The organism is Streptomyces sp. NPDC003038 (assembly GCF_040611115.1).
Classification (GTDB): Bacteria; Actinomycetota; Actinomycetes; order Streptomycetales; family Streptomycetaceae; genus Streptomyces.
Window position 1 is genome coordinate 71,459 of sequence record NZ_JBEXNN010000009.1, and the last position, 25,104, is coordinate 96,562.

Genomic DNA, 25,104 nt, shown 5'->3' on the forward strand with positions numbered 1-25,104 from the left:
CCAGAACCCTAGCCAGCCGCGCAGGGTTCACCTGACACCGGCTCGGGCGCCAGGGGGCCGAACTAGTACTTGGGCCCGATGTGGATGTCCATCAGCGCGACGGAGGCCTTGCGCGCGATCGACACGTTGAACGGGTCGCTGCCCCGCGCGAGGATCGTCCACTGGACGCCGACTTTGGTGAGCGTGTCGGTGCAGAGCCGACGGATGTCGTCCGACTTGTTGGTGAAGAAGTACCGGGGGTACTCGTACCGCTTCCGCTCCCCGCCGACCATGCGGGTCGTCCAGTTGGTGATCCGGCACCCGTCGGAGTGGATGAGCCCCCGGAGGAACTCCCACGGGTGGGCGTCGACGATCTCCTGCTGCCAGCCGTAGAGGACGATGCGCCGCTCGTGCTTCTTCCCGGGCCCGTGCTGCGGGAAGAGGCACGTCCAGTGCCTCCCATAGCTGGTGACGGCGACACACCCCTGTCGCTGCAAGACGTAGACCTTGTCGTGTGGGCGAACGGCCAGGATCGCGGCGCGGCACAGGTCGATCAGGCCTGGATAGGCGTCTGCGCACGCGATGCGGAGGTGGTGGCCGCCTCGCGGGTGGGGGCTGATGCACCCGTCACCGAGGTAGAGGCCGAGGAGGTAGGAGTATGCGGCCGGGTCGGTCGGACGCGAGCATGGCGCCGCTTGGTTGAGGCGCGGGAGCGGGTCGATGCGGAACTGCCACGCGCGGATCGCGGAGCGGGATATCCCGGTTTCCTCGCTGACCGAGTTCAGGCTTCGCCCCTCACTCAGTAGCCCGACGGCGCGCTTGCGGGTGTCGATGTCGTACATGCGCTCGACGTTGCCGCGCGCATTCCGTGCACGTCGTGCATTTCGGATGCGTACCGCTGGAACGAGTGAAGGTCACGCATCCTCGCGTGACCTTGGAAAAGAAGGAAAAGTGCCCCGGGTCGGACTCGAACCGACACTGAATGGGTTTTGAATCCATCGCCTGCTGCCAATTGGGCTACCGGGGCCCCGCGAATCGAAGGTTTACGCCGACCCGCTGCGAGTCCACCTTACCGCAGCTAGGTAGGCTCGGGGGAGCAGTAACGCCCCGCATCGAGGAGCCCTCCGTGACCGCCGAGCACGAGTCGACGCCCACGCCCGACGCCGACCAGTCGCACGTTCCGCCGCTGACGACGCGTGTCGTCATCGCCGAGGACGAGGCGCTCATCCGTCTCGACCTCAAGGAGATGCTCGAAGAGGAGGGCTACTCCGTCGTCGGCGAGGCCGGGGACGGGCAGACGGCCGTGGAGCTCGCGCGCGAGCACCGGCCCGACCTGGTCATCCTCGACGTGAAGATGCCCGTCCTGGACGGGATCTCCGCAGCCGAGAAGATCGCGGAGGAGTCCCTCGCCCCCGTCCTCATGCTCACCGCGTTCTCGCAGCGCGACCTGGTCGAGCGGGCGCGGGACGCCGGGGCGATGGCGTACCTCGTGAAGCCGTTCAGCAAGAGCGACGTCGTGCCCGCCATCGAGATGGCGGTGTCGCGCTTCGCGGAGCTGCGGGCGCTGGAGAAGGAGGTCGCCGACCTCTCGCTGCGGCTGGAGACGCGCAAGCTGGTCGACCGGGCCAAGAGCATTCTGCAGACGCAGTACGGGCTCAGTGAGCCGGCCGCGTTCCGCTGGATCCAGAAGACCTCCATGGACCGGCGGATGTCCATGCAGCAGGTCGCCGAGGCGGTCATCGAGGACGCCGAGGAGAAGAAGAACGCCGCCAAGGGCTGACACAGGGCTCTTGGACATGTGTGAGGCCCGCCTCCCCCCGAGGGGAGGCGGGCCTCACACGTTTCTCAGTCCTCGCCGAGGTAGGCCTTGCGGACGTCCTCGTTGTGCAGGAGGTCCTGGCCGGTGCCGGAGAGCACGATCTTGCCGATCTCCATCACGTGCGCCTTGTCGGCGAGCGAGAGCGCGGCCTGGGCGTTCTGCTCGACGAGCAGGATGGTGGTGCCGGTGGCCTTGAGCTCGGTGATGGTGGCCATGATCTTCTGCATCATCAGCGGGGAGAGGCCCATGGAGGGCTCGTCCAGCATGAGCAGCTTGGGCTGGGACATGAGCGCGCGGCCCATGGCGAGCATCTGCTGCTCCCCGCCCGAGAGGGTGCCGGCGGCCTGCTTGCGGCGCTCTCCCAGGATGGGGAAGAGGTCGTAGGCGCGCTGGATGTCCTTCTCGATGCCGTCCTTGTCGGTGCGCAGGAACGCGCCGAGCTGGAGGTTTTCGGCGATCGTCAGCCGGGGGAAGATGTGGCGTCCCTCGGGGGAGTGGGCGAGGCCCAGGGCGACGATCTTGTGGGCGGGGACGTTGCTGAGGGGTTTGCCGTCGAAGAGGATGCGGCCGCCGCTGGGCTTGAGGAGCCCGGAGAGGGTGCGCAGGGTGGTGGTCTTGCCGGCGCCGTTGGTGCCGACGAGGCAGACGATTTCGCCTTCTTCGACCTTGAAGGAGATGCCCTTGACGGCTTCGATCTTGCCGTAGGCGACCTTGAGGTCTTCGACCTCGAGCAGTGTGGTCACTTGGTCTCTCCTTCCGTGCTGGTGGTGCCGGTGGTGCTGTCTTCCTCTGTTTCTGCCTCTGCCTCTGCGTCCGCTGCTTCTTCCGCTGCTTCGGCTTCGGCCTCGGCTGCGGCTTCCGCGGCCTCGACCTCGGCGGCTTCTTCGGCGCCGGGGGCGCCTTCGAAGGGGGTGCCGAGGTAGGCGGCGATGACGCGTTCGTCGCCCTGGACGACGGGGGCGGTGCCTTCGACGAGCTTTTCGCCCTGGACGAGACAGGCGACGCGGTCGCAGAGGTTGAAGATGAAGCGCATGTCGTGCTCGATGACGAGGACGGCGATGCCCATGTCGCGGATGGCGAAGATGAGTTCTTCGGCAGTACGCGTTTCCTGCGGGTTCATGCCGGCGGTGGGCTCGTCGAGGAGCAGGAGGCCGGGGTCGCTCGCGAGGGCGCGGGCGATTTCCAGCTTGCGCTGTTCGCCGTACGGGAGGTTGCGGGCGAGGTGTTCGGCCTTGTGGGCGAGGCCGATGAACTCGAGGAGTTCCATGGCGCGGGCTTCGGAGGCGGCTTCGGCCTTCTTGAAGCCGGGGCCGCGCAGGAGCGCGGACCAGAGGCCTTCCTTGGTCCGGGTGTGGCGTCCGACGAGGACGTTCTCCTTGACGGTCATGTTGGAGAAGAGCCGGATGTTCTGGAAGGTGCGGGCGATGCCTGCCTGGGTGACGAGGTGGGGCTTGGGCGGCAGGACGGTGCCCTTGTAGCTGACGGTGCCCTCGGTGGGTACGTACAGCCCGGTGAGGCAGTTGAAGAAGGTGGTCTTGCCGGCGCCGTTGGGGCCGATGAGGCCGACGATCTCGCCTGCGTTGACCTTGAGGTCGACGGAGCGGACGGCGGTGAGGCCGCCGAAGCGCATGGTGACGCCGCTCGCTTCGAGAACGGTTTCGCCGACGGGTGCGGCGGTGGTGTCGGTGGTGGTGGTGTTCGTCGTCATGGCCTTACGCCCCCGCCTTGGCGGTGGCCAGGTCCGTGGGGGCCTGGTCAGCGGTGTCGTCGTGGTACTCGAGCTTCGCGCGCTTGTTGGCGATGAGGCCTTCGGGGCGGAAGCGCATGAGCAGGATGAGGGCGATGCCGAAGCCGAGGAGCTGGTAGTCCTGGAGGAAGGCCAGCTTGGCCGGGATCAGGAAGAGCAGTGCGGCGCCGAGGATGGGGCCGCGGACGGTGCCCATGCCGCCGAGGATGACGGCGGCGAGGAGGAACGCGGAGTTCGGCGGGACGGGCCCGGCGAAGACGTAGTTCTCGGGGACCACGGTGGTGTTGACGTGGGCCTGGATGGTGCCGGCGAGGCCGGCGAGGGTGGCGCCGAGGGCGAAGGCGATGAGCTTGACGCGGAAGCCGTTGATGCCCATGGCGGTGGCGGCGGTCTCGTCTTCGCGGATGGCGACCCAGGCGCGGCCGATGCGGCTGTTGGTGGCGCGTACGAAGACCAGGATGACGAGGGCCATGACGGCCAGCATCAGCAGGTAGTAGTTGGCGTACGCGCCGAGTTCGACGCCGAGGACGGTGTGCGATTCCCCGAAGTTGTACCCGAAGAAGTCCAGGTGGGGGATGTTCGGGATGCCGTTGGGGCCGTTGGTGACCTTCGGGCCGGAGACGCCGTCGAGGTTGCCCATGGCGATGCGGAAGATTTCTCCGAAGCCGAGGGTGACGATGGCGAGGTAGTCGCCGCGCAGGCGCAGGGTCGGGGCGCCGATGACGACGCCGAAGACGAGCGAGGCGAGGGCGCCGGTGAGGACCGCGGCCCAGAAGGGGAACTGGACGCCGAAGGCGGAGGAGGTGGCTCCGGAGACCAGGGCGGCGGTGTACGCGCCGACGCCGAGGAAGGCGACGTAGCCGAGGTCGAGGAGGCCCGCGAGGCCGACGACGACGTTGAGGCCGAGGGCGACGGTCGCGAAGATGAGGATGTTGACGGCGATGAGGGTGTACGTGTCGCCGCTCTGCTGGATGAACGGGAAGCCGATGGCCGCGGCCAGGGTGCCGAGGAGGGTGACCTGGCGGTTGTTCGCGGTGATCGTCGAGATGCGTTCGGTGAGCCCGGACTTGAGCAGTGCGGTGGCGGCGAAGCCGACGGTGATCAGGTAGGCGACGAAGAGCTGGGGCTCCTTGTCGTCGGTGTCGATGCCGTAGGTGATCACGTAGAGGCCGGTCGCGAAGACGGCGGCGATGATCAGGATCTCGGCCCAGGACGGCAGTCGCTTGGCGGGGGCCGCCTTGCGGGTGTCGTCGGGGAGCTTGTACGCGGCGAGGGCCGGGACGAGCGAGCCGACGAGGGCGACGTACGCGCCGGGTTCGAGGTGGACGACTCCGCCGAGTTCGACGGCGATGGCGAGGACCGTGAACCAGGTGGCGGCCATGTTGCCGAGGGCCAGGATCCAGACGGCTTTGCGGGCGCCGGTGGGGGTGAGCCAGCGCAGGCCCTTGACGCCGAGCGCGGAGAGCGCGTGGAGGGCGGTGAGGACGGCTCCGATGAGGCTGAGGTACTGGAGGCCGGCGGGGCTGCCGTAGTAGGTGAGGTCGCCGGGGAATTCGGCGGTCCACGTCCAGGCGAGGAACGCGCTGACGACGGTGATGAGGCTGCCGCCGATGACCGCGTAGAGCAGGGCGGTGGGCTGGGGGCCCTGCTTGGCGGGGGCGGTCTGCGGGGTGGTGTTGGTGGTCATGGTTCTCACGCCCGATCCGCGACGCGCTCGCCGAGCAGGCCTTGTGGCCGCACGAGGAGGACGACGATGAGGAGTACGAAGGCCCAGACGTTGGACCAGGCTCCACCGCCGAGCTGCTGCATGCCGGGGATCTCTTCGATGTAGGCGATCGAGAGTGCTTCGGCGATGCCGAGGACGACGCCGCCGACCATGGCGCCGTAGATGTTGCCGATGCCGCCGAGGACGGCTGCGGTGAAGGCCTTGAGCCCGAGGATGAAGCCCATTTCGAAGTTGATCTGGCCCTTGTCGAGGCCGTAGGCGACGGCGGCGACGGCGGCGAACGCGGCACCGATGGCGAAGGCCATGACGATGATGCGGTCGGTGTTGATGCCCATCAGCTTCGCGGTGTCGCGGTCCTGGGCGGTGGCCTGCATGGCGCGGCCGCTGCGGCTCTTGGAGACGAAGACGCCGAGGGCGAGCATGCAGAGCGGGGCCAGGACGAGGACGAAGGCGTCCGCGCGCTGGATGGTGAGGTTCCCGGCGATCTGGTAGGCGTCACCCTTGAATTCGGGGAAGCTGACGGCCTTCTTGGCGTCCGGGTAGAACTGCCAGACGAGCTGCTGGAGCGCGATCGAGAGGCCGATTGCGGTGATGAGCGGGGCGAGCCGGGGGGCGCTGCGCAGGGGGCGGTAGGCGAAGCGTTCGGCTGCGGTGGCGACGAGGACGGAGGCGAGTGCGCCTCCGACGATCATGACGGGTATCGCCACCAGTAGGGAGGTCCCACTCGGGAGAACGGTGTAGGCGGTGAGGGCGCCGAAGCCACCGATCATGAATATCTCGCCGTGGGCGAAGTTGATGAGCTGGACGATGCCGTAGACCATGGTGTACCCGATGGCGATGAGGCCGTAAAGGGCACCGAGGGCTAGGCCGTTGGCCAGCTGTTGCGGCAGTTCGTGCACCGCAGGGCCTCCGATGAGCGTGTCGGATAAGACTCCGCGCGAGGGCGCTGTTTGCGCCCTCGCGCGGTGGATTCAGGTGGTGCGGGTGGTGCGGGGTGCTACGGGATTACTCGTTGAAGGTGTCGCTCTTGACGTCGACCCACTTGCCGCCCTCGACCTTGTAGACCGTGAGCTGCTTGTTGGTGGTGTCGCCGTACTGGTCGAAGGCGACCTTGCCGGTGACGCCTTCGAAGGAGACCTTGCCGAGTGCCTCGACGACCTTGGCGCGGGCGTCGGCGGGGAGCTTGTCGCCGTTGGCGGCGACGACGGCCTTGACGGCCTGGATGACGGCCCAGCCGGCGTCGTAGGAGTAGCCACCGTAGGCGGCGTACGGGTCCTTGTAGCCGGCGGCCTTGTAGTCCTCGATGAACTTCTTGGCGGTGGGCAGCTTCTCGACCGGGTAGCCGATCGAGGTGGACAGGTCGCCCTCGTTCTCTTCACCGGAGGCGCTGATGAAGGCCGGGTCCTGGATGCCGTCGCCACCCATGGTGGGGATCTTGGCGCCGGTCTTCTTGATCTGGTCGGCGAGCAGGCCGCCCTCGGGGTACTGGCCGCCGAAGTAGACGGAGTCGGCGCCGGAGGACTTGACCTTGTCGGCGGTGGAGGAGAAGTCGGTCTCCTTCACGGTGACGTGGTCGGTGCCGACGACCTCGCCGCCGAGCTTCTTGAACTCCTCGGAGAAGATCGCGGCGAGGCCGGCGCCGTAGGTCTGCTTGTCGTCGACGACGAAGACCTTCTTCTTGCCGGCGTCGTTGAAGAGGTACTGGGCGGCGAACTTGCCCTGGACGACGTCGGTGGCGGCGGTGCGGAAGTAGGTGGCGAAGGGGCGCTTGAACTCGCCCTTGCCCCAGTTGTCGCCCTGGCTGAGCGAGGGGTTGGTGTTGGCCGGGGAGACCTGGGCCAGGTTGGCGGAGGCGAAGACGCCCTGCATCTGCTGGGCGACGCCGGAGTTCAGCGGGCCGACGACGCCGAGGACGTCCTTGTTGCCGACGAGCTTGGTGGCGTTGGCCTGGCCGGAGGCGGGGACCGCCTGGTCGTCGAGGGCCTCGACCTTGAACTCGATGCCGGGGACTTCGTTGTTCTTGTTGGCCGTCTTGGCCGCGAGGTCCACGGAGTTCTTGATGCCCTGGCCGAGCGCCGACAGCGAGCCGGTGAGGGGGGCGTCCACGCCGATGACCACGACGGTCTTCTTGCCGCCGCCGTTGTCGGTGGAGCCTCCGTCGCGCGATCCGCAAGCGGTGAGGGTCAGTGCTCCCGTGGTGATCACGGTGGTGAGGACGAGCAAAGAACGGTGTCGCACGATTCTTCCTTTCCCTGGCGCGGCCCCCTCTGGCGAGGTGCCGTTTGGTCGCCGGGCCGCACTGGGAGATACACGGCCGTGCTGAGTCGCGCCCGGCGGCGCGGTGACTGGCCGTGACTCTAGGCCCGAGGTGGCGAGCGCGGGGAGCGGGGAAAGGATGATGTGACTCTCTTGTTATGCCAAGGCCAAGAATGTGCGGTGGGAGTATGGACAAATCGGGCGTTTAGTGACGTCGGAGAATGTCCGCATGGTGAGAATCCGCAGCTCCTCTAAGGGGCTTGAGGCCTCCATGCACCTGTCTTAGATCAAATTCGGCCGAATGTGGCGGTGCGTGTCCGAAAGAATCCCCGGGGTGTCATTTCCCCATGGAAAAAGGGGATTGCGTAGGGCGTGGGCATTACGCAGAGTAATGGATGACGGTGATCCACTTCGGCCGGATGGATCTCGCTCCGGGGGTGAAAGGGGTCGCGACCTGCGATTCGTTCCTACCGTCCGACCTGACCGGTACGCGGACAGCGCGCGCGGGATTCCGGTGAGCCAGGTCATGTCGGAGGGTGCCGGTTCGCGGAGCTCCCCGTGGCGCCGGCCTGTTCGGCGCAGCGCTGGGCCGAGAACCGGTCGATCAGCTCAAGTGCCTTGTCCCGCCCGGCTGTTCGCTCTTCAGCGCGACCGGCGGCGACGGCGTCATCGTGGATCGCGTACTGCTCGTTGGACAACCCCTTCTGCTCCCAGTCGAGACCGGACCACTTGGTGCCCATGAGGGTCTCTTTCGCCCAGTAGGACACCAGACTTGTGCAGATCTGTACGGGCGAGGAAGAGGCGGGCGAGGGGGTGGGGTCCGCCGTGGCCGGTGGGGCGGAACGGGAGCATCCGGACAGGGCCAGCGCCGCGAGGAGGGTGCGGGCGGCGCACCGGGCCGCGGTGCGTGAGGGGGTCCCCATGAGGGGAAGGTAGGCGGTCACCATCGGTGACACAACAGATGTCGGCGAAAAGTGTGCGGACTGGCGGATTCCGGTCGGTTCCCCGGCGGGACGGGCCGGCCGGGCGGAGCCGGATGGTGCCGGGCCCGGAAGCGGTGCAGGCCCGGACCCCGCCGCGTGGGCGGGGTCCGGGCCCGGCGGGTCTGCTGGGTCTGCCGGGCGCAGCGGGAAGAAGGAGCGCGGTCAGGCGGAGGCGGGGGCCTGAGCCTCCGGGCCGGCGTCGCGCAGCAGGCAGGTCAGCCGGGCGGTGCAGACCCGCCGCTCCTGCTCGTCGGTGATCACGACCTCGTAGGTGGCGGTGGAGCGGCCGCGGTGCACCGGGGTGGCGACGCCGGTGACGAGGCCGGAGCGGGCGCCCCGGTGGTGGGTGCAGTTCAGGTCCACCCCGACGGCGATCTTGGTGATGCCGCCGTGCAGCATCGCGCCGACCGAGCCGAGGGTCTCGGCCAGCACGGCGGAGGCCCCGCCGTGCAGCAGCCCGTACGGCTGGGTGTTGCCCTCGACCGGCATGGTGCCCACGACCCGCTCGGCCGAGGCCTCCAGGATGCGGACGTCCATGCGCTCGCCGAGGTGGCCCGCCGAGAACAGCGAGGGCAGGTCGATGCCCAGGGTCGCGTACTCGTCGAGTACCTCCTGCGGGAACTTCACGGTCTGCTGCTCGCCCATGGGCCGGCTCCGTTCGTCAACGCTCGTTAACCATCTTGTCCTGAGGTCGTTCTATCAGGCCGGTTCGAAGCGCACGACGACGGACTTGCTCGCGGGGGTGTTGCTGGTGTCCGCGGTGGAGTCCAGCGGCACCAGCACATTGGTCTCCGGGTAGTAGGCGGCGGCGCAGCCGCGGGCCGTCGGGTAGTGCACGACGCGGAAGCCGGGCGCGCGCCGCTCCACGCCGTCCCTCCACTCGCTGACCAGGTCCGTGTACGCGCCGTCGGCCAGCCCGAGCTCCGCCGCGTCCTCGGGGTTGACCATGACGACGCGGCGGCCGCCGGTGATTCCGCGGTAGCGGTCGTCGAGGCCGTAGATCGTGGTGTTGTACTGGTCGTGGCTGCGCAGGGTCTGCAGGAGCAGCCGTCCCGCCGGGACCCGGGGGTACTCCACGGGCGCGGCGGTGAAGTTGGCCTTGCCGGTCTTCGTAGGGAAGCGGCGCTCGTCGCGCGGGGCGTGCGGCAGGGTGAAGCCGCCGGGACGGGCGGCGCGGGCGTTGAAGTCCTCGAAGCCGGGGACCACGCGGGAGATCCGGTCGCGGATGGCCCCGTAGTCCCGCTCGAACTCCTCCCACGGCGTCTTCGAGGCCTCGCCGAGGACCGCGCGTGCCATGCGGGCCACGATCGCGGGCTCGGAGAGCAGGTGGGGGCCGGCGGGGGCGAGGTTGCCGCGGGAGGCGTGGACCATGCCCATGGAGTCCTCGACGGTGACGAACCGCACGGTGCCCTTCTTGCCGGGAGCCGCGGCCTGGACGTCCTTGTCGGTACGGCCGAGGGTGGGCAGGATCAGGGCCCGCCGGCCGGTGACCGCGTGGGAGCGGTTGAGCTTGGTCGAGACGTGCACGGTCAGGGAGGCGCGGCGGATCGCGGCCTCGGTGACCTCGGTGTCGGGAGTGGCGCCGACGAAGTTGCCGCCCATGGCGAAGAGCACCTTGGCCCGGCCGTCGCGCAGGGCCTGGATGGAGCGGACCACGTCGAAGCCGTGGTGCCGGGGCGAGGTGATGCCGAATTCCTTGTCGAGGGCGTCGAGGAAGGCGGCTGTGGGCCGCTCGAAGATCCCCATCGTGCGGTCGCCCTGGACGTTGGAGTGGCCGCGGACGGGGCAGACGCCGGCGCCGGGGCGGCCGATGTCGCCGCGCAGGAGGAGGAGGTTGACGACTTCGCGGATGGTGGCGACGGCGTGCTTGTGCTGGGTGAGGCCCATCGCCCAGCAGACGATGGTGCGCTTCGAGGCCAGGATCATGGCCAGGGCGCGCTCGATGTCGGGCCGGGTCAGGCCGGTGGCGGTGAGCGTCTCGTCCCAGTCGGCCTCGCGTGCGGCGGCCGCGAACTCCTCGTAGCCGTGGGTGTGTTCGCGGATGAAAGCCTGGTCGGTGGCTCCGTCCGCCTCGATGACGAGCTTGTTGAGGAGGCGGAAGAGGGCCTGGTCGCCGCCGATGCGGATCTGCAGGAACAGGTCGTTCAGGGCGGTGCCCTTGATCATGCCGAGGGGGCTCTGCGGGTTCTTGAACCGCTCCATGCCGGCCTCGGGCAGCGGATTCACCGAGATGATCTTCGCGCCGGAGGACTTGGCCTGTTCCAGGGCCGAGAGCATGCGCGGGTGGTTGGTGCCCGGGTTCTGTCCGGCGACGATGATCAGGTCGGCCTGGTGGAGGTCTTCGAGGGAGACGCTGCCCTTGCCGACGCCGATCGTCTCGTTCAGTGCGGAGCCCGAGGACTCGTGGCACATGTTCGAGCAGTCGGGGAGGTTGTTGGTGCCGAACTCGCGGGCGAAGAGCTGGAAGAGGAACGCGGCCTCGTTGCTCGTGCGGCCCGAGGTGTAGAAGAGGGCCTCGTCGGGGGAGTCGAGCGCGGTCAGCTCCTCCGCGATGATCGCGAAGGCCCGCTCCCAGCTGATCGGCTCGTACCGCTCGGCGCCCTCGGAGGGCAACCCTCTTTCCAGATACATGGGCTGGGTGATGCGCCCCTGCTGGCCGAGCCAGTAGCCGGAGCGGCCGGCCAGGTCCGCGAGCGGGTGGGCGGCGAAGAACGCGGGGGTCACCCGGCGCAGGGTGGCTTCCTCCGCGACGGCCTTGGCGCCGTTCTCGCAGAACTCGGCGGTGTGCCGCTTGTCTCCCTCGGGCCAGGCGCAGCCCGGGCAGTCGAAGCCGTCCTTCTGATTGACCTTGAGCAGTGTGCGGGCGGTACGGGCCAGCCCCATCTGCTGCTGCGCGACCTTCAGGGTGTGCCCGATGGCGGGCAGCCCGGCGGCCGCGTGCTGCGGGGGCGCGACCTGCGGCGCGTCCTGTACCGGATCACCTGCGGGCGGCTTGGCGGCCATGGCGCTCCCCTTCGAGCTTCCGGACGACGCGGCGGCGTTGCCGCGCATTCGGCGCGTATCGGCGTACACGTCCGATCCTGCCACGCCCCGCTGACATCGAGGACGGAGCGACGGCCCGTCCGGGATTGTCGGTGCGGACGCCTAGGATCGGAGGCGTGGCAGAGACAGCATCGAAGAAGACCGACCAGACGACCGCAGCGGACCGCCCCCGCCTGATGCTCATGGACGGGCACTCCCTGGCGTACCGGGCGTTCTTCGCGCTGCCCGCGGAGAACTTCACGACCGCGACCGGCCAGCCGACCAATGCCATCTACGGCTTCGCGTCGATGCTGGCGAACACGCTGCGCGACGAGGCGCCCACGCACTTCGCGGTGGCGTTCGACGTGTCCCGCAAGACGTGGCGCTCGACGGAGTTCCCGGAGTACAAGGCGAACCGCTCCAAGACCCCCGACGAGTTCAAGGGGCAGGTCGAGCTGATCGGCGAGCTGCTCGACGCGATGCACGTGCCACGGTTCGCGATCGACGGCTTCGAGGCCGACGACGTGATCGCGACGCTGGCGACGCAGGCCGAGGCGCTCGGCTTCGACGTGCTGATCGTCACCGGCGACCGCGACGCCTTCCAGCTGGTGTCCGAGCACACCACCGTGCTCTATCCGACCAAGGGCGTCTCCGAGCTGACCCGGTTCACCCCGGAGAAGGTCGAGGAGAAGTACGGCCTCACGCCCCAGCAGTACCCGGACTTCGCGGCGCTGCGAGGCGACCCGTCCGACAACCTGCCCGGCATCCCGGGCGTCGGTGAGAAGACCGCGGCCAAGTGGATCACCCAGTTCGGGTCGTTCGCGCAGCTCGTGGAGCGCGCCGAGGAGGTCAAGGGCAAGGCCGGGCAGAACTTCCGGGACCACCTGGAGGCCGTGAAGCTCAACCGGGTCCTGACCGAGATGGTCAGGGACGTGGAACTGCCCAAGACCCCGGCCGACCTGGAGCGCCTCCCGTACGACCGCTCCGCCGTCGCCGGTGTGCTGGACGTACTGGAGATCCGCAACGCCTCGCTGCGCGAGCGGCTGCTGGCCGTGGATCCGGGCGCTGCCGAGGAGCAGGAGGCTCCGGCCCCGGCGGCCGGCGTGGAACTGGACGGCTCCGTCCTCGGCGCGGGCGAGCTGGCGCCGTGGCTGGAGGCCCACGGCGGCGGGCCGCTGGGCATCTCCACCGTGGACAGCTGGGCGCTGGGGCAGGGCAATGTCAGCGAGATCGGGCTGGCCGCGGCCGGGGGAGCAGCCGCCTGGTTCGACCCCTCCGAGCTGGACGAGGGCGACGAGCGCGCCTTCGCGGCCTGGGCCGCCGACCCGGCGAAGCCGAAGGTGGTGCACAACGCCAAGGGCCTGATGCGGGTCTTCCCGGAGCACGGCTGGGGCCTCGCGGGCGTCACCATGGACACCGCGCTCGCCGCCTACCTGGTCAAGCCGGGCCGCCGGTCCTTCGCGCTGGACGTCCTGTCCATGGAGTACCTGCACCGGGAGCTGGCTCCGGCCGCGGCCGACGGACAGCTGGCCTTCGGCGCCGACGACACGGCCGAGGCGGAGGCGCTCATGGCGCAGGCCCGCGCGGTCCTGGACCTGGGCGATGCCTTCACCGCCAAGCTCGCCGAGGTGGGTGCGGTCGAGCTGCTGCACGACATGGAGCTGCCGACGTCCGAGCTGCTCGCCCGGATGGAGCGGGCCGGTATCGCCGCTGACCGCGACCACCTGGAGGCCATGGAGCAGCAGTTCGCGGGAGCGGTGCAGCAGGCGGTGAAGGAGGCGCACGCGGCGGTCGGCCACGAGTTCAACCTCGGCTCGCCCAAGCAGCTCCAGGAGGTCTTCTTCGGTGAGCTGGACCTGCCGAAGACGAAGAAGACCAAGACCGGTTACACCACGGACGCGGACGCCCTGGCGTGGCTGGCCACCCAGACCGACCACGAGCTCCCGGTGATCATGCTGCGCCACCGGGAGCAGGCCAAGCTGCGCGTCACCGTCGAGGGCCTGGTCAAGACCATCGGCGCCGACGGCCGGGTGCACACCAGCTTCAGCCAGACCGTCGCCGCGACCGGACGCCTGTCGTCCACCGACCCGAATCTGCAGAACGTGCCGGTGCGCACCGACGAGGGCCGCGCCATCCGCCGCGGGTTCGTCGTCGGCGAGGGCTTCGAGTCCCTCATGACGGCCGACTACAGCCAGATCGAGCTGCGCGTCATGGCCCACCTGTCCGAGGACGAGGGCCTGATCGAAGCGTTCGCGACCGGCGAGGACCTGCACACCACCGTCGCCTCCCAGGTGTTCGGGGTGGAGCGGTCCGCGGTCGACGCCGAGATGCGGCGCAAGATCAAGGCCATGTCGTACGGTCTCGCGTACGGGCTCTCCGCCTTCGGACTCGCCCAGCAGCTGAACATCGAGCCCGCCGAGGCGCGCGGCCTGATGGAGACCTTCTTCGAGCGGTTCGGCGGGGTCCGCGAGTACCTCCAGCGCGTCGTGGACGAGGCCCGGGCCACCGGATACACGGCGACCATCTTCGGCCGCCGCCGCTACCTGCCGGACCTCAACAGCGACAACCGCCAGCGCCGCGAGGCCGCCGAGCGGATGGCGCTCAACGCCCCGATCCAGGGCACCGCGGCCGACATCGTCAAGGTCGCGATGCTCCGCGTGGACAAGGCGATCGCCGAGGCCGGGCTGACGTCGCGGATGCTGCTCCAGGTCCACGACGAAATCGTGCTGGAGACCGCCCCGGGCGAGCGGAAGCAGGTCGAGGAACTGGTGCGCCGCGAGATGGGCGCCGCCGTCGAGCTCCGGGCCGCGCTGGACGTGTCCGTGGGCGTCGGCCCCGACTGGGAGTCCGCCGCACACTGACCTGCGCGCCGACCTGCGCGCTGGTCGCGCGCTGACCTGCGCAAGCACAGTTCGGGCCGCGCCCGTTCCCCGCTCGGGTGCCTGTCTTCGGACAGCCCTAGGCGGGGACGGGCGTTCGCGCGTCGTCGTCCTTCGCCACGTCCCCGCCCCCGTTCTCGTCGTCCGAGTGCGGGGGGCGGCGGTGACGCAGGCGTACGAGGACCCCGTACAGCAGGAGGCCCACGGCGAGGCCGCCGCCCGCGCCGAAGCAGACGGTCGGGATGATGTCGAGCGGCGTCCGGACCCGGTCGAAGAACGTGAACCAGCGGATCACGCGCAGGGTGACCCCGGCCGCCACGCACACCACGATCAGGACGGCCGCGCCCCAGATCTCCGCGCGACCGAGCACCGGCACGGACGCGGGGACCGGAGAGGCCGGCAGCCGCCGCAGGGCGGTCACCGTGAACCAGAGCAGGGCGCAGGCCGCGACCGCCGAACTGCCGTACTGCAGGTACGAGTAGAGCGGCAGGCCGAAGGCGAGGGGCCGACCGAGGTCCGGCAGCGCGTTCGTCCCCCAGCGGTCCAGGTGGGTGAAGCTGTCCCACAGGACGTGCGTGAGGGAGCCGGTGACCGCCGAGACGTAGAACCAGAGGGCGAGCGAGGCCGGCTGGCGGGTGCGCCAGTGCTCGCCCCGGACGAAGGTGTGGACACGGCCCCGCCAGCCGCGCGGCAGGAGCGCGATCAAGGGTTCGCGCAGCAGCAGCCAGCACCCCACGAGCGCGGCGGTGAGCACGGCGTCCGCGGTGAGCACGCCCGGCAGCGAGTGCGTGAAGTCGCCGTACCCCATGAGGCCCGAGACGACGGCGTCCGCGAAGTAGAACGTGTCCGGCGCGAAGGAGCCGAGGACCAGCGCCGAAGCGACCAACGGCCCCCGAGCGCGCCCGGTCCGGCGCAGGGCGGGCAGCACGGCGGCCGCATGGCTGAGGGTGAACGGCATGGCACCTCGCGTTGAGCTGAACGGCCCGAACAGTCCGAAAGGGGACGAACGGTCCGCGCGGTCCGGACAGTATCGCGTGAGCCGCGCCGGACGTGGGGATGTCGTGAATTCCGTGCCCCGTGCGTGCCCCTTGCGGGGAGCTGGCATATGGGCACGCCGGCGCCGAGGGGGAGGGGTCCGGCTCATGCGGCTCGAACATTCGGACGCTCACTGCGCGGGAGCGGTTCCGCCGCCCTGCTCTCGATCCGGCCCGCCCGGCCCGTCCGACCAGTCCCGCCGCTCCTTCGCAGGTCAGGGGCGGTTCCCCCTGATCCGTGGCCCAGACGGTTCTCATCTCGTCCCCGCATTGCTACGGTGCCCCCGCCCTGACGCCCTATCAGATTGCGGAGGCCCGGCATGCGCGCACTCATCGCCGCCGCCGGCGGGCTCGCCCTCGCCGTGCTCCTCGTCCTCGCCATCACGGCGCTCGGGGCGCCCGAGGGCAAGACCTCCCCCAAGCCCCTGCTCACCACCGCGCCCCCCGCGCCAGGAAAGTAGAGGAGGGCCCGGCGATGCGACGCAGAGCGAGCCTTGTCCTGCTGGCCCTAGCCGTCTTCTGCGCAGCCCTCGCGCCGCTGCTGCGCTGGTACGCGTACCCCCGCCTCGCCAAGATCCCGCCGAACCAGTACCAGGAGATGGTCCTGGAGGCGAAGGACGCGACCCTCATCGACTACCTCGACGGCATGAAGCCCAAAAAAGTCGACAAGGTGACGATCGTCCAGACCCTCAAGGGCAACGTGGAAGCGTCGAGGGAGATCGAGGCGAGCGCGGGCAAGGACGTCGTCGTCTGGGACACGCTGTCGTACATCATCGGCCCGGACGGGAAGATGGTCTCCCAGATCCCCGAGCGCTACATCTTCGACGCGCATACGCAGGACCCGGTCCACGCCACCGGCGAGATGGTCGACGGGGACCCGGTCAAGCGCGAGGGCATCGAGTTCAAGTGGCCGTTCTTCACCGCGCCGCGCGACTACCTCTACTTCGACGCGCAGACCCGTACGTCCTCGCCGATCCACTACGTCGGCCCGCGGACGTTCCGCGGCATGGACGTCTACTACTTCGAGCAGACCATTCCGTGGACCAAGGTCGCCATGCCGAAGAAGATGCCGATCGAGGGCATCGACCCGGCGACGATCGAGCAGACCACCGGCACCAGCCTCTGGTACACGGCCAAGGCGATGTTCTGGGTCGACCCGGTGACCGGGGCGCCCGTCAACGCCGAGCAGGACATCCGGCAGGAGATGCGCGGCGGCATCGCCGCGAGCGGACCCGACGGCAAGCTCACCGCCTTCGCCGGGCACGTGAAGATGCGCGAGGACTACAGCAGGTACACGCTCGACCTGGTCAAGTCCAACCGTACGAAGGTCCTCGCGCTGCACACGTACGCGCCGACCGGCCTGGCGGCCGGCGGGCTCGTACTGCTCGCCCTGGCGCTGTGGCTGGAGGCCCGCGGCCGGCGCGTACGGGAGGAACCCGGGGAAGGAGTCAGCGCCTGAGCCGGGCGTTGGTGTGGCGGGTGGGCTCGGCGGTCGCCGGGTCCTCCGGCCACGGGTGCCTGGGGTAGCGGCCGCGCAGCTCGGCGCGTACGGCTCGGTAGCCGACCTGCCAGAAGGAGGCGAGGTCGGCGGTGACGGCCGCGGGGCGTCCGGCGGGCGACAGCAGGTGCACCAGCACCGGCACTCCCGCCACCCGCGGGGTCTCGGCCAGCCCGAACAGCTCCTGGAGCTTCACCGCGAGCACGGGCTGTCCGGCCGAGTAGTCCACCCGGATCCGGGAACCGCTCGGTACCAGGAGCCGTTCCGGAGCCAACTCGTCCAGCCGGCCGGCCTCCCCCGTGGCCCACGGCAGCAGCCGGTTCAGGGCCTGCCCGGCATCGATCCGCCCGAGGTCGGCCCGGCGCCGGGCCCGGGACAGTTCCGGCTCCAGCCAGTCGTCGGCCCGCTCCAGCAGGGCGCCGTCATCCTCCACGTCGGGCCAGCCGCCGCCGAGCGTCCGGTGCAGGAAGCCCAGCCGGGCCCGGAGCGCCCGCGCGTCCTGGGACCAGCGCAGCAGGCCCAGCCCCTCGGCGCGGAGCCCGTCGAGCAGGGCCTCCCGCACGCGCTGCGGGTCGGGGCTGCGCAGCGGCCGCACGGCGAGCTCGATCGCCCCGAGGCGCTGCGCCGAGCGCGCGATGACCTCCCCGTCCTCCCAGCGCACCTCTTCACCCTCGGTCCGCAGATGGGCGGCGGCGGCCAGGGCGGTGTCCTCGTCCAGTACGGCGGCCAGCCGGACCCGCGCGGAGGCGGAGTGGGGGGCCCGGTCGGCGACGGCGACGGCCAGCCAGGGCGCACTGCGCAGCCGTGACCCGTCGCCGAGCTCGGCCCCGGTCCCGGAGGCCATGAGGAAGGCTCCCTCACCCTTGGCCCTGGCGACCCGCTCGGGGAAGGCCAGCGCCGCGATCAGCCCGGCGGCGGCATCCTCGGACCCGGGGGCTCCGCCCCCGGTTCCGGAAAGGGCCGGGGTGGGGGAAGAGCCCCGCGCGGCGGCACCCGCCCCCGGGGACGCGGGGACGGCGGCCGAGCCGTCGGGCCCCCGCGCGCCCGAGCCCACGGCAGCCGAGCCCACCGCACGCTCCAGCCGCCGGACCTCCGCGCGCCAGCGCGCCGCGTAGCCGTCTTCGCCCCGACGGGCCGAACGCCACGCCGCGGCCAGGTCGTCGCCGTACTCCCGCGGCGGCTCCTCGCTGAGCAGGGCGACCACCTCCGCGGCCCGCCGCGCGCCCAGCGCCTGCGTGCCGTCCAGGAGGGCGCGCGCCAGCCGAGGGTGCAGTCCCAGGCGGGACATCCGCAGCCCGCGCGGGGTCGGCCGTCCTGCCGCGTCCACCGCGCCGACCGCGACCAGTACCTCCCGCGCCGCCGCCATCGCACCCGCCGGCGGCGGGTCCAGCAGCGCCAGGCCGGCCGCGTCCGGGTCGCCCCAGCAGGCGGCCTGGAGGGCGAACTGCGCCAGGTCGGCGATGCGGATCTCCGGTGCGGGGAATGCGGGCAGGCGGCCGTCCTCGGCCTCCGTCCAGCAGCGGTACACCGCGCCCGGCGCCTCCCGCCCGGCCCGGCCCGCCCGCTGGCGCCCGGCCGCGCGGGAGGCCCGTACGGTCGCCAGCGCGCCCAGCCCCCGCGCGTGGTCGACGCGCGGCTCGCGGGCCAGCCCGGAGTCCACCACCACCCGTACGCCGGGCACGGTCAGGCTCGATTCCGCCACCGCCGTGGCCAGAATCACCCGGCGGTGGTCCGACGCCGTCAGGGCGGCGTCCTGCACGGCCGCCGGGGTCCGGCCGTGGATCTGGAGCACCTCCGCGTCCACCCCGCCCAGCTGCCCGGCGACCCGGGCGATCTCCCCGACGCCGGGCAGGAAGCACAGGACGTCGCCGGAACGTTCCGCCAGCGCCCGCCGCACCACCGAGGCCACATGCGTCAGCTGCGCCGGATCCACCCGCATGCCGTGGGGCGGCCGGACCGGCCGGGCGGGGGGAGCCCAGACGGTCTCCACCGGGTACGAGATGCCCGCGGCCTCCACCACCGGCGCGCCGCCGAGACCGCCCCGACCGAGCACCCGGGACCATCCGGCCGCGTCGGTCGTCGCCGAAGCCGCGACGAGGCGCAGCTCCGGCCGCAGGGTTTCCCGTACGTCAAGAAGGAAGGCGGCGACCGTATCGGCGTCCAGGTGCCGCTCGTGGCACTCGTCCAGGACGACGACGTCCACGCCGGACAGCTCCTGGTCGCGCTGGAGGCGCTGCAACAGCACACCGGTGGTGACCACCTCCACCGCGGTCCGTGCGCCCACCACCCGCTCGCCGCGGACCGTGAAGCCGATCGAGGCTCCGACCTGCTCGCCCAGCAGCCAGGCCATCCGGCGGGCGGCGGCCCGGGCGGCGATCCGGCGGGGCTCGGCGACCACGACCCGGCGGCGCGGTCCGTCCCCCACCAGTCCCGCCAGCACCAGCGGCACCAGCGTGGTCTTGCCGGTGCCGGGCGGGGCGCAGAGCACCGCGGTGCCGTGGCCGTCCAGTGCCGAGACGAGCGCGGGCAGGGCCTCCCGTACGGGAAGGGCGTCGAGGGCGGAGTGGCGGATCACGTCAGCGCCTCCCCCGGCCCCCGGCCGGGAGGGACCCCCGTCTCGCTCCGCTCGCAGACGAAGATCGCCGTGCCGGGGATCAGGTTGCCGCGCAGCGGGGACCAGCCGCCCCACTCCTGGGCGTTCCATTCGGGCCACTCGGGCTCGACGAGATCGAGCAGGCGGAACCCGCCCGCCACCACGTCCCGGACCCGGTCGCCGAGGGTGCGGTGGTGCTCGACGTACACCGCGCGCCCCTGCTCGTCCTGCTCGACGTACGGGGTCCGGTCGAAGTAGGAGGCGGCCACGGAGAGCCCCTCGGGACCGGGGTCGTCGGGGAAGGCCCAGCGGATGGGGTGGGTGACGGAGAAGACCCAGCGGCCGCCGGGGCGCAGGACGCGGTGTACCTCGCGCATGACGTTCACGGGGTCGGCGACGAAGGGGACGGCGCCGTAGGCGGAGCAGGCGAGGTCGAAGGAGCCGTCGCGGAAGGGCAGCCTGCCGGCGTCGGCCTCGACGAGGGGCACGTCGTCGCCGATGCGCAGGGCGTGCTGGAGCTGGCGGTGGGAGAGGTCGAGGGCGACCGGGCGGGCGCCCTGGGCGGCCAGCCAGCGCGAGCACTGCGCGGCGCCGGCGCCGATCTCCAGGACGTCCTTGCCCCTCAGGGAGGCGGCGGGGCCGAGGAGGGCGGCCTCCGCTTCGTCCAGTCCCTCCGGTCCCCACACGAAGCGGTCGTCGCCGAGGAAGGCGCCGTGCTCGCTCTGGTACTCGTCGGCGTTGCGGTCCCACCAGCCTCGGCTGGCGCGGCTGCTCTCCGCTTCCCCCGCGTCCCGGCGCGTGGCCTCGGCGTCGTCCTCGGGGCCGCCGTCGGCCCCGTAGGCGTCTTGGGGGGCGTAGTCCTCTTGGTTCATGGGGCCCGTCGTCGTAGTCTGCGAATGTCCGGCACGTGTCCGCCCGTGTCTGTGGAACAAGGTGGAACAAGACGGAGAAGGCCCACAGGGCCTTCCCGCCTACGAATTGTGCCGGTTATTCGGCGATCTGCCCGGGGTGTGTGCCTTCGCGCATTGACCCTGTCCGGCTGCCCCCGTATGCTACAAGTTGCGCTGCGAGCCTGTGCTCCTCAGACCTAGCAGGCTGCGCTTGCATCTGTTGATGTCCCCTCGGTTTTCGAGGCCCTCCGCGCTGCGCGGAATGGGGGTCTCCTTGGCTGTCCGGCTTCGGTGGATGCCGATAAGGGCTCCCGGCGTAGCAGTACCTACGACTTTCTGTCCGTAACCGGAGCCCTTTCCCACATGACGAGCAGCACCGAGACCACCGCCACCACTCCGCAGGTTGCGGTCAACGACATCGGCGACGCGGACGCGTTCCTCGCGGCGATCGACGAGACGATCAAGTACTTCAACGATGGCGACATCGTCGACGGCGTCATCGTCAAGGTTGACCGGGACGAGGTTCTCCTCGACATCGGTTACAAGACCGAAGGTGTCATCCCGAGCCGCGAGCTCTCGATCAAGCACGACGTCGACCCGAACGAGGTCGTCAAGGTCGGCGACGAGATCGAGGCCCTGGTCCTCCAGAAGGAGGACAAGGAAGGCCGCCTGATCCTCTCGAAGAAGCGCGCTCAGTACGAGCGTGCCTGGGGCACCATCGAGAAGATCAAGGAAGAAGACGGCATCGTCACCGGTACCGTCATCGAGGTCGTCAAGGGTGGTCTCATCCTCGACATCGGCCTCCGCGGCTTCCTGCCGGCTTCTCTCGTCGAGATGCGTCGTGTCCGCGACCTCCAGCCCTACGTGGGCAAGGAGCTCGAGGCCAAGATCATCGAGCTGGACAAGAACCGCAACAACGTGGTCCTGTCCCGCCGCGCCTGGCTCGAGCAGACCCAGTCCGAGGTTCGCCAGACGTTCCTCACCACCCTGCAGAAGGGTCAGGTCCGCTCCGGCGTCGTTTCCTCGATCGTCAACTTCGGTGCCTTCGTGGACCTGGGTGGCGTCGACGGTCTCGTCCACGTCTCCGAGCTGTCCTGGAAGCACATCGACCACCCGTCCGAGGTTGTCGAGGTCGGCCAGGAAGTCACCGTCGAGGTCCTCGACGTGGACATGGACCGCGAGCGCGTCTCCCTGTCGCTGAAGGCGACGCAGGAAGACCCGTGGCAGCAGTTCGCCCGGACGCACCAGATCGGTCAGGTCGTCCCGGGTAAGGTCACCAAGCTGGTTCCGTTCGGTGCGTTCGTCCGCGTGGACGAGGGCATCGAGGGTCTGGTCCACATCTCCGAGCTGGCCGAGCGCCACGTGGAGATCCCGGAGCAGGTCGTCCAGGTCAACGACGAGATCTTCGTCAAGGTCATCGACATCGACCTTGAGCGTCGCCGGATCTCGCTGTCGCTGAAGCAGGCCAACGAGTCCTTCGGTGCCGACCCGGCGTCGGTCGAGTTCGACCCGACCCTGTACGGCATGGCCGCGTCTTACGACGACCAGGGGAACTACATCTACCCCGAGGGCTTCGACCCCGAGACCAACGACTGGCTCGAGGGCTTCGAGAAGCAGCGCGAGGCCTGGGAGGCCCAGTACGCCGAGGCGCAGCAGCGCTTCGAGCAGCACCAGGCCCAGGTCATCAAGAGCCGCGAGGCCGACGAGGCCGCTGCTGCCGAGGGTGCTGCCGCCCCGGCCGCCACCGGCAACGCCGGTGCGGGCATCTCGGGTGGTTCGTACTCCTCGGAGTCGGACGAGACCTCCGGCGCCCTGGCGTCGGACGAGGCCCTGGCCGCGCTCCGCGAGAAGCTGGCCGGCGGCCAGAGCTGATCGCAGCGCGCATCACACTCCGGTGTGAGCTGAGCTGAGCTGAAAATGGTAAGGCCCGTCCCCTCAGGGGGGCGGGCCTTACCGCGTTGGTGCCGCGCCCACCGCGCCATCAGACGCCCTCCGCGCCCGCCGCGCCATCAGGCGGCCTCCGCGCCGCGATCCATCGCGTTCTTGTGTATGCGGTCAACTGGGGAATGGTCAGGCCCCCTTGGACGTTCTGTGCAGAGAACGCGGCGAGGAGGAGTGGTGACGGTGCTTGATCCACAAGGTTTGTACGAATGGGACGCCAAGGGCCTGGCGGTGGCGGACCTGGCGCTGGCCCAGGACTCGGCCGGGCTGGTCATGCTCTACCACTTCGAGGGGTACATAGACGCCGGTGAGGCCGGGGAGCAGATCGTCGAGCGGCTCCTCGACACCCTGCCCCACCAGGTCGTGGCCCGATTCGACGCGGACCGGCTGGTCGACTACCGGGCCCGTCGCCCGCTGCTGACCTTCCAGCGCGACCACTGGTCCGAGTTCGAGGAGCCCCTGCTGGAGGTGCGTCTCGTCCAGGACGCCACCGGCGCGCCGTTCCTGCTGCTCTCCGGGCCCGAGCCCGACGTGGAATGGGAGCGCTTCGCCGTCGCCGTCCGGCAGATCGTCGAGCGCCTCGGGGTCCGGCTCTCCGTCAACTTCCACGGCATCCCGATGGGAGTCCCGCACACGCGGCCCGTCGGCATCACCCCGCACGGCAACCGGACGGACCTCATGCCCGGCCACCGCAGCCCCTTCGAAGAGGCGCAGGTCCCCGGCAGCGCGGAGTCGCTGGTGGAGTTCCGCCTCGGCCAGGCCGGGCACGACGTGCTGGGTGTCGCCGCGCACGTACCGCACTACGTCGCGCGCTCCCCGTACCCGGACGCCGCGCTGACGGTGCTGGAAGCGATCACGGCGGCGACGGGGCTGGTCCTGCCGGCGGTGGCGCACGCGCTGCGCACCGAGGCGCACCGCACGCAGACGGAGATCGACCGGCAGATCCGGGAGGGCGACGAGGAGCTCGTCAGCCTGGTGCAGGGCCTGGAGCACCAGTACGACGCCGCGGCCGGCGCCGAGACCCGGGGCAACATGATGGCCGAGCCGGCGGAGATCCCGTCGGCGGACGAGATCGGCCGCGAGTTCGAGCGGTTCCTCGCGGAGCGCGAGGGCGAAGGCTGATCCCGGGCGCGCCGTACGCCGGTCAGGGGGCCCCGACTAAGCTGCGAAGCATGCTGAGAGTGGGCCTGACGGGCGGAATCGGTGCCGGCAAGAGCGAGGTCTCGCGGCTGCTGGCGAGGTACGGGGCGGTCATCGTGGACGCCGACCGGATCGCGCGGGAGGTCGTTGAACCGGGCACGCCCGGGCTCGCGGCCGTCGTGGCGGCCTTCGGGGAGTCGGTGCTGACCGCCGAGGGCGCGCTGGACCGGCAGAAGCTGGGGTCGATCGTCTTCGCCGACCCCGCGAAGCTCCAGCGCCTCAACGCGATCGTGCACCCGCTGGTCGGGGCGCGGTCGGCCGAGCTGGGAGCCGCCGCCGGATCCGACGCGATCGTGGTGCACGACGTACCACTGCTCGCCGAGAACGGCCTGGCGTCGCTGTACGACCTGGTGGTCGTGGTGGACGCGGCGCCGCAGACGCAGCTGGCGCGGCTGACCGCCCTGCGCGGGATGGCCGAGGAGGAGGCGCGGGCCCGGATGGCCGCCCAGGCCACGCGGGCTCAGCGGCTGGCGGTGGCGACGCTCGTGATCGACAACGACGGGCCGCTGGAGGCGCTGGAGCCGCAGGTGCGCAAGGTGTGGGAGGAGCTCACCGTGCGGGCGCGGCTTCAGGCGCCGGCCGGGGGCGATGCGGGCTGTGGGACCTGACGTGCTCATGGAATAGCGGACGAGGCGGGGGCGTTGAACGCGTCCGCAGAGGGAAGGAACACAACGTGTCCGACATTACGCCGCAGCCGTCGTCGTCGCCTTCGCCGTCCGGTTCCGCGAGTCCGGAGACGCACGTCATCGATTACCGGGCCGCCGAGCACCTGCTCGCCGCACGTGACCCGCGGGGCGCGGTCAAGCTGCTCGACTCGGTGATAGCGGCCCACCCGGAGAACACGGCGGCCCGGCTGCTGCGTGCCCGGGCCTTCTTCGCGGCTGCCCAACTGCGGCCCGCGGCGCTGGAGTTCGAGCTGGTGCTGGAACGGGAGCCGGACAACGCCTTCGCCCACTTCGCGCTGGCCCGTACCCATGAGCGGTCCGGGCGGCCCGAGCAGGCGCGCAAGCACTTCAGGCTGGCCGCCGCGCTCGACCCGCAGCCGGAGTACCTGGAGGCGGCCCGCTTCGAGGCCTGAGCCGCACCGTGCCAGGGCCGGCTTCGCTCCGGCCCTCGGCCCGCGGTCCCGGGGTGCTCAGCGTGGCCTCACCGCCCTCGGGCCGCGGCCGGCTCACCGGGCTTGGGGCGGCTCGTACGGCGGGACGTCGCGACCGGGCTGGTAATGCGGCCCCTGGTGGATGTGGTGGAGCACCACGGCCAGGTCCACGACCGCCAGCACGGCGATCACCCCGCAGGCGGCCGCCCACCCGGGACGGCCGGCCAGTGCGAAGGCGGCCGTCCCGGCGGCCGCCCAGATCAGCCCCCACAGACTCAGCCAGAACCGCAGCCGCAGCGGGCTGCGGGCGGTGACCGGCTCGTTTCCGGAACGCATGACCATCGCCTCGCATCCCCTGAATGCCGCTGCGTGGCCTCGTCTCGCCTCGCCTCATCGCATCACCGTGCGTGGCCGCGCAGCGCCTCACGTCGCATGCTTCAGG

21 protein-coding genes and 1 tRNA gene are annotated in these 25,104 nt (G+C 70.6%); 8 read left to right on the top strand and 14 right to left on the bottom strand.

The window, feature by feature from the left end; translation table 11 throughout:
• Positions 1 to 62: 62 nt before the first annotated feature.
• Complete coding sequence (locus ABZX75_RS14230) at positions 63 to 821, bottom strand: transcriptional regulator (RefSeq protein WP_355410440.1); 759 nt, start codon at positions 819 to 821, stop codon at positions 63 to 65.
• Positions 822 to 931: 110 nt separating this feature from the next.
• A tRNA-Leu gene (locus tag ABZX75_RS14235) sits at positions 932 to 1,006 on the bottom strand.
• Positions 1,007 to 1,105: 99 nt separating this feature from the next.
• Between ABZX75_RS14235 and ABZX75_RS14240 the strand changes: the two genes are divergently transcribed.
• Entirely contained in the window at positions 1,106 to 1,759 is a 654-nt protein-coding gene (locus ABZX75_RS14240) for a response regulator (protein WP_355410441.1), read from the top strand.
• 65 nt (positions 1,760 to 1,824) lie between these two features.
• Here the strand turns inward: ABZX75_RS14240 and ABZX75_RS14245 are convergent, their stop codons facing one another.
• From ABZX75_RS14245 to ABZX75_RS14280, 8 genes are all read right to left on the bottom strand, one after another.
• On the bottom strand, positions 1,825 to 2,541 hold the full coding sequence (locus ABZX75_RS14245; protein ID WP_355410442.1) for an ABC transporter ATP-binding protein: 717 nt from the start codon (positions 2,539 to 2,541) through the stop codon (positions 1,825 to 1,827).
• The gene (locus ABZX75_RS14250; RefSeq protein ID WP_355410443.1) at positions 2,538 to 3,506 is read right to left on the bottom strand and encodes an ABC transporter ATP-binding protein; all 969 of its coding nucleotides are present in this window, start codon (positions 3,504 to 3,506) and stop codon (positions 2,538 to 2,540) included. The genes ABZX75_RS14245 and ABZX75_RS14250 overlap by 4 nt, the downstream gene beginning before the upstream one ends.
• Positions 3,507 to 3,510: 4 nt before the next feature.
• Positions 3,511 to 5,232: a branched-chain amino acid ABC transporter permease gene (locus ABZX75_RS14255; protein WP_355410444.1), complete on the bottom strand. Its 1,722-nt coding sequence runs from the start codon at positions 5,230 to 5,232 to the stop codon at positions 3,511 to 3,513.
• Positions 5,233 to 5,237: 5 nt separating this feature from the next.
• Complete coding sequence (locus tag ABZX75_RS14260; RefSeq protein WP_355410445.1) at positions 5,238 to 6,170, bottom strand: branched-chain amino acid ABC transporter permease; 933 nt, start codon at positions 6,168 to 6,170, stop codon at positions 5,238 to 5,240.
• Positions 6,171 to 6,276: 106 nt separating this feature from the next.
• The gene (locus ABZX75_RS14265) at positions 6,277 to 7,509 is read right to left on the bottom strand and encodes a branched-chain amino acid ABC transporter substrate-binding protein (RefSeq protein WP_355410446.1); all 1,233 of its coding nucleotides are present in this window, start codon (positions 7,507 to 7,509) and stop codon (positions 6,277 to 6,279) included.
• A 542-nt stretch (positions 7,510 to 8,051) separates the two neighbouring features.
• Entirely contained in the window at positions 8,052 to 8,450 is a 399-nt protein-coding gene (locus tag ABZX75_RS14270) for a hypothetical protein (RefSeq protein WP_355410447.1), read from the bottom strand.
• 222 nt (positions 8,451 to 8,672) lie between these two features.
• Entirely contained in the window at positions 8,673 to 9,155 is a 483-nt protein-coding gene (locus ABZX75_RS14275; RefSeq protein ID WP_355410448.1) for a hotdog fold thioesterase, read from the bottom strand.
• 54 nt (positions 9,156 to 9,209) lie between these two features.
• A complete protein-coding gene (locus tag ABZX75_RS14280; protein ID WP_355410449.1) occupies positions 9,210 to 11,513 on the bottom strand; it encodes an FdhF/YdeP family oxidoreductase in 2,304 nt (767 codons plus the stop codon).
• Between the two features lie 155 nt (positions 11,514 to 11,668).
• Between ABZX75_RS14280 and polA the strand changes: the two genes are divergently transcribed.
• Positions 11,669 to 14,392 carry a DNA polymerase I gene (gene polA / locus ABZX75_RS14285; RefSeq protein WP_355410450.1) on the top strand — a complete coding sequence of 908 codons (2,724 nt, stop codon included), beginning with the start codon at positions 11,669 to 11,671 and terminating at the stop codon, positions 14,390 to 14,392.
• 97 nt (positions 14,393 to 14,489) lie between these two features.
• Here polA and ABZX75_RS14290 read toward each other — a convergent pair whose 3' ends face one another.
• Positions 14,490 to 15,368 carry a DUF4184 family protein gene (locus tag ABZX75_RS14290; protein ID WP_355410451.1) on the bottom strand — a complete coding sequence of 293 codons (879 nt, stop codon included), beginning with the start codon at positions 15,366 to 15,368 and terminating at the stop codon, positions 14,490 to 14,492.
• A 396-nt stretch (positions 15,369 to 15,764) separates the two neighbouring features.
• Here ABZX75_RS14290 and ABZX75_RS14295 point away from each other — a divergent pair, with 396 nt between their 5' ends.
• Both ABZX75_RS14295 and ABZX75_RS14300 read left to right on the top strand, forming a co-directional pair.
• Positions 15,765 to 15,905, top strand: a complete 141-nt coding sequence (locus ABZX75_RS14295; RefSeq protein ID WP_355410452.1) for an SPW_0924 family protein — start codon at positions 15,765 to 15,767, stop codon at positions 15,903 to 15,905.
• Positions 15,906 to 15,919: 14 nt separating this feature from the next.
• Positions 15,920 to 16,903 (top strand): DUF3068 domain-containing protein, encoded by a 984-nt coding sequence (locus ABZX75_RS14300; RefSeq protein ID WP_355410453.1) that lies wholly within the window; start codon positions 15,920 to 15,922, stop codon positions 16,901 to 16,903.
• On the opposite strand, the gene hrpB is transcribed toward ABZX75_RS14300, so the two are convergent.
• Positions 16,893 to 19,517 (bottom strand): ATP-dependent helicase HrpB, encoded by a 2,625-nt coding sequence (gene hrpB, locus ABZX75_RS14305; protein WP_355410454.1) that lies wholly within the window; start codon positions 19,515 to 19,517, stop codon positions 16,893 to 16,895. The genes ABZX75_RS14300 and hrpB overlap by 11 nt on opposite strands.
• Positions 19,514 to 20,407 carry a class I SAM-dependent methyltransferase gene (locus tag ABZX75_RS14310; protein WP_355410455.1) on the bottom strand — a complete coding sequence of 298 codons (894 nt, stop codon included), beginning with the start codon at positions 20,405 to 20,407 and terminating at the stop codon, positions 19,514 to 19,516. Before ABZX75_RS14310 ends, hrpB begins: the two co-directional genes overlap by 4 nt.
• A gap of 381 nt (positions 20,408 to 20,788) precedes the next feature.
• Between ABZX75_RS14310 and rpsA the strand changes: the two genes are divergently transcribed.
• The 4 genes from rpsA to ABZX75_RS14330 all read left to right on the top strand — a co-directional run bounded on the left by rpsA (position 20,789) and on the right by ABZX75_RS14330 (position 24,644).
• The gene (rpsA, locus tag ABZX75_RS14315) at positions 20,789 to 22,297 is read left to right on the top strand and encodes a 30S ribosomal protein S1 (RefSeq protein ID WP_355410456.1); all 1,509 of its coding nucleotides are present in this window, start codon (positions 20,789 to 20,791) and stop codon (positions 22,295 to 22,297) included.
• Positions 22,298 to 22,549: 252 nt separating this feature from the next.
• Positions 22,550 to 23,488, top strand: coding sequence for a PAC2 family protein (locus ABZX75_RS14320; protein WP_355410595.1), 939 nt, complete (start codon positions 22,550 to 22,552; stop codon positions 23,486 to 23,488).
• A 50-nt stretch (positions 23,489 to 23,538) separates the two neighbouring features.
• Positions 23,539 to 24,174 carry a dephospho-CoA kinase gene (coaE, locus tag ABZX75_RS14325; RefSeq protein ID WP_355410457.1) on the top strand — a complete coding sequence of 212 codons (636 nt, stop codon included), beginning with the start codon at positions 23,539 to 23,541 and terminating at the stop codon, positions 24,172 to 24,174.
• Positions 24,175 to 24,239: 65 nt separating this feature from the next.
• Positions 24,240 to 24,644, top strand: a complete 405-nt coding sequence (locus ABZX75_RS14330) for a tetratricopeptide repeat protein (protein WP_355410458.1) — start codon at positions 24,240 to 24,242, stop codon at positions 24,642 to 24,644.
• A gap of 93 nt (positions 24,645 to 24,737) precedes the next feature.
• Here ABZX75_RS14330 and ABZX75_RS14335 read toward each other — a convergent pair whose 3' ends face one another.
• On the bottom strand, positions 24,738 to 24,998 hold the full coding sequence (locus ABZX75_RS14335) for a DUF6343 family protein (protein WP_355410459.1): 261 nt from the start codon (positions 24,996 to 24,998) through the stop codon (positions 24,738 to 24,740).
• Positions 24,999 to 25,104 lie beyond the last annotated feature (106 nt).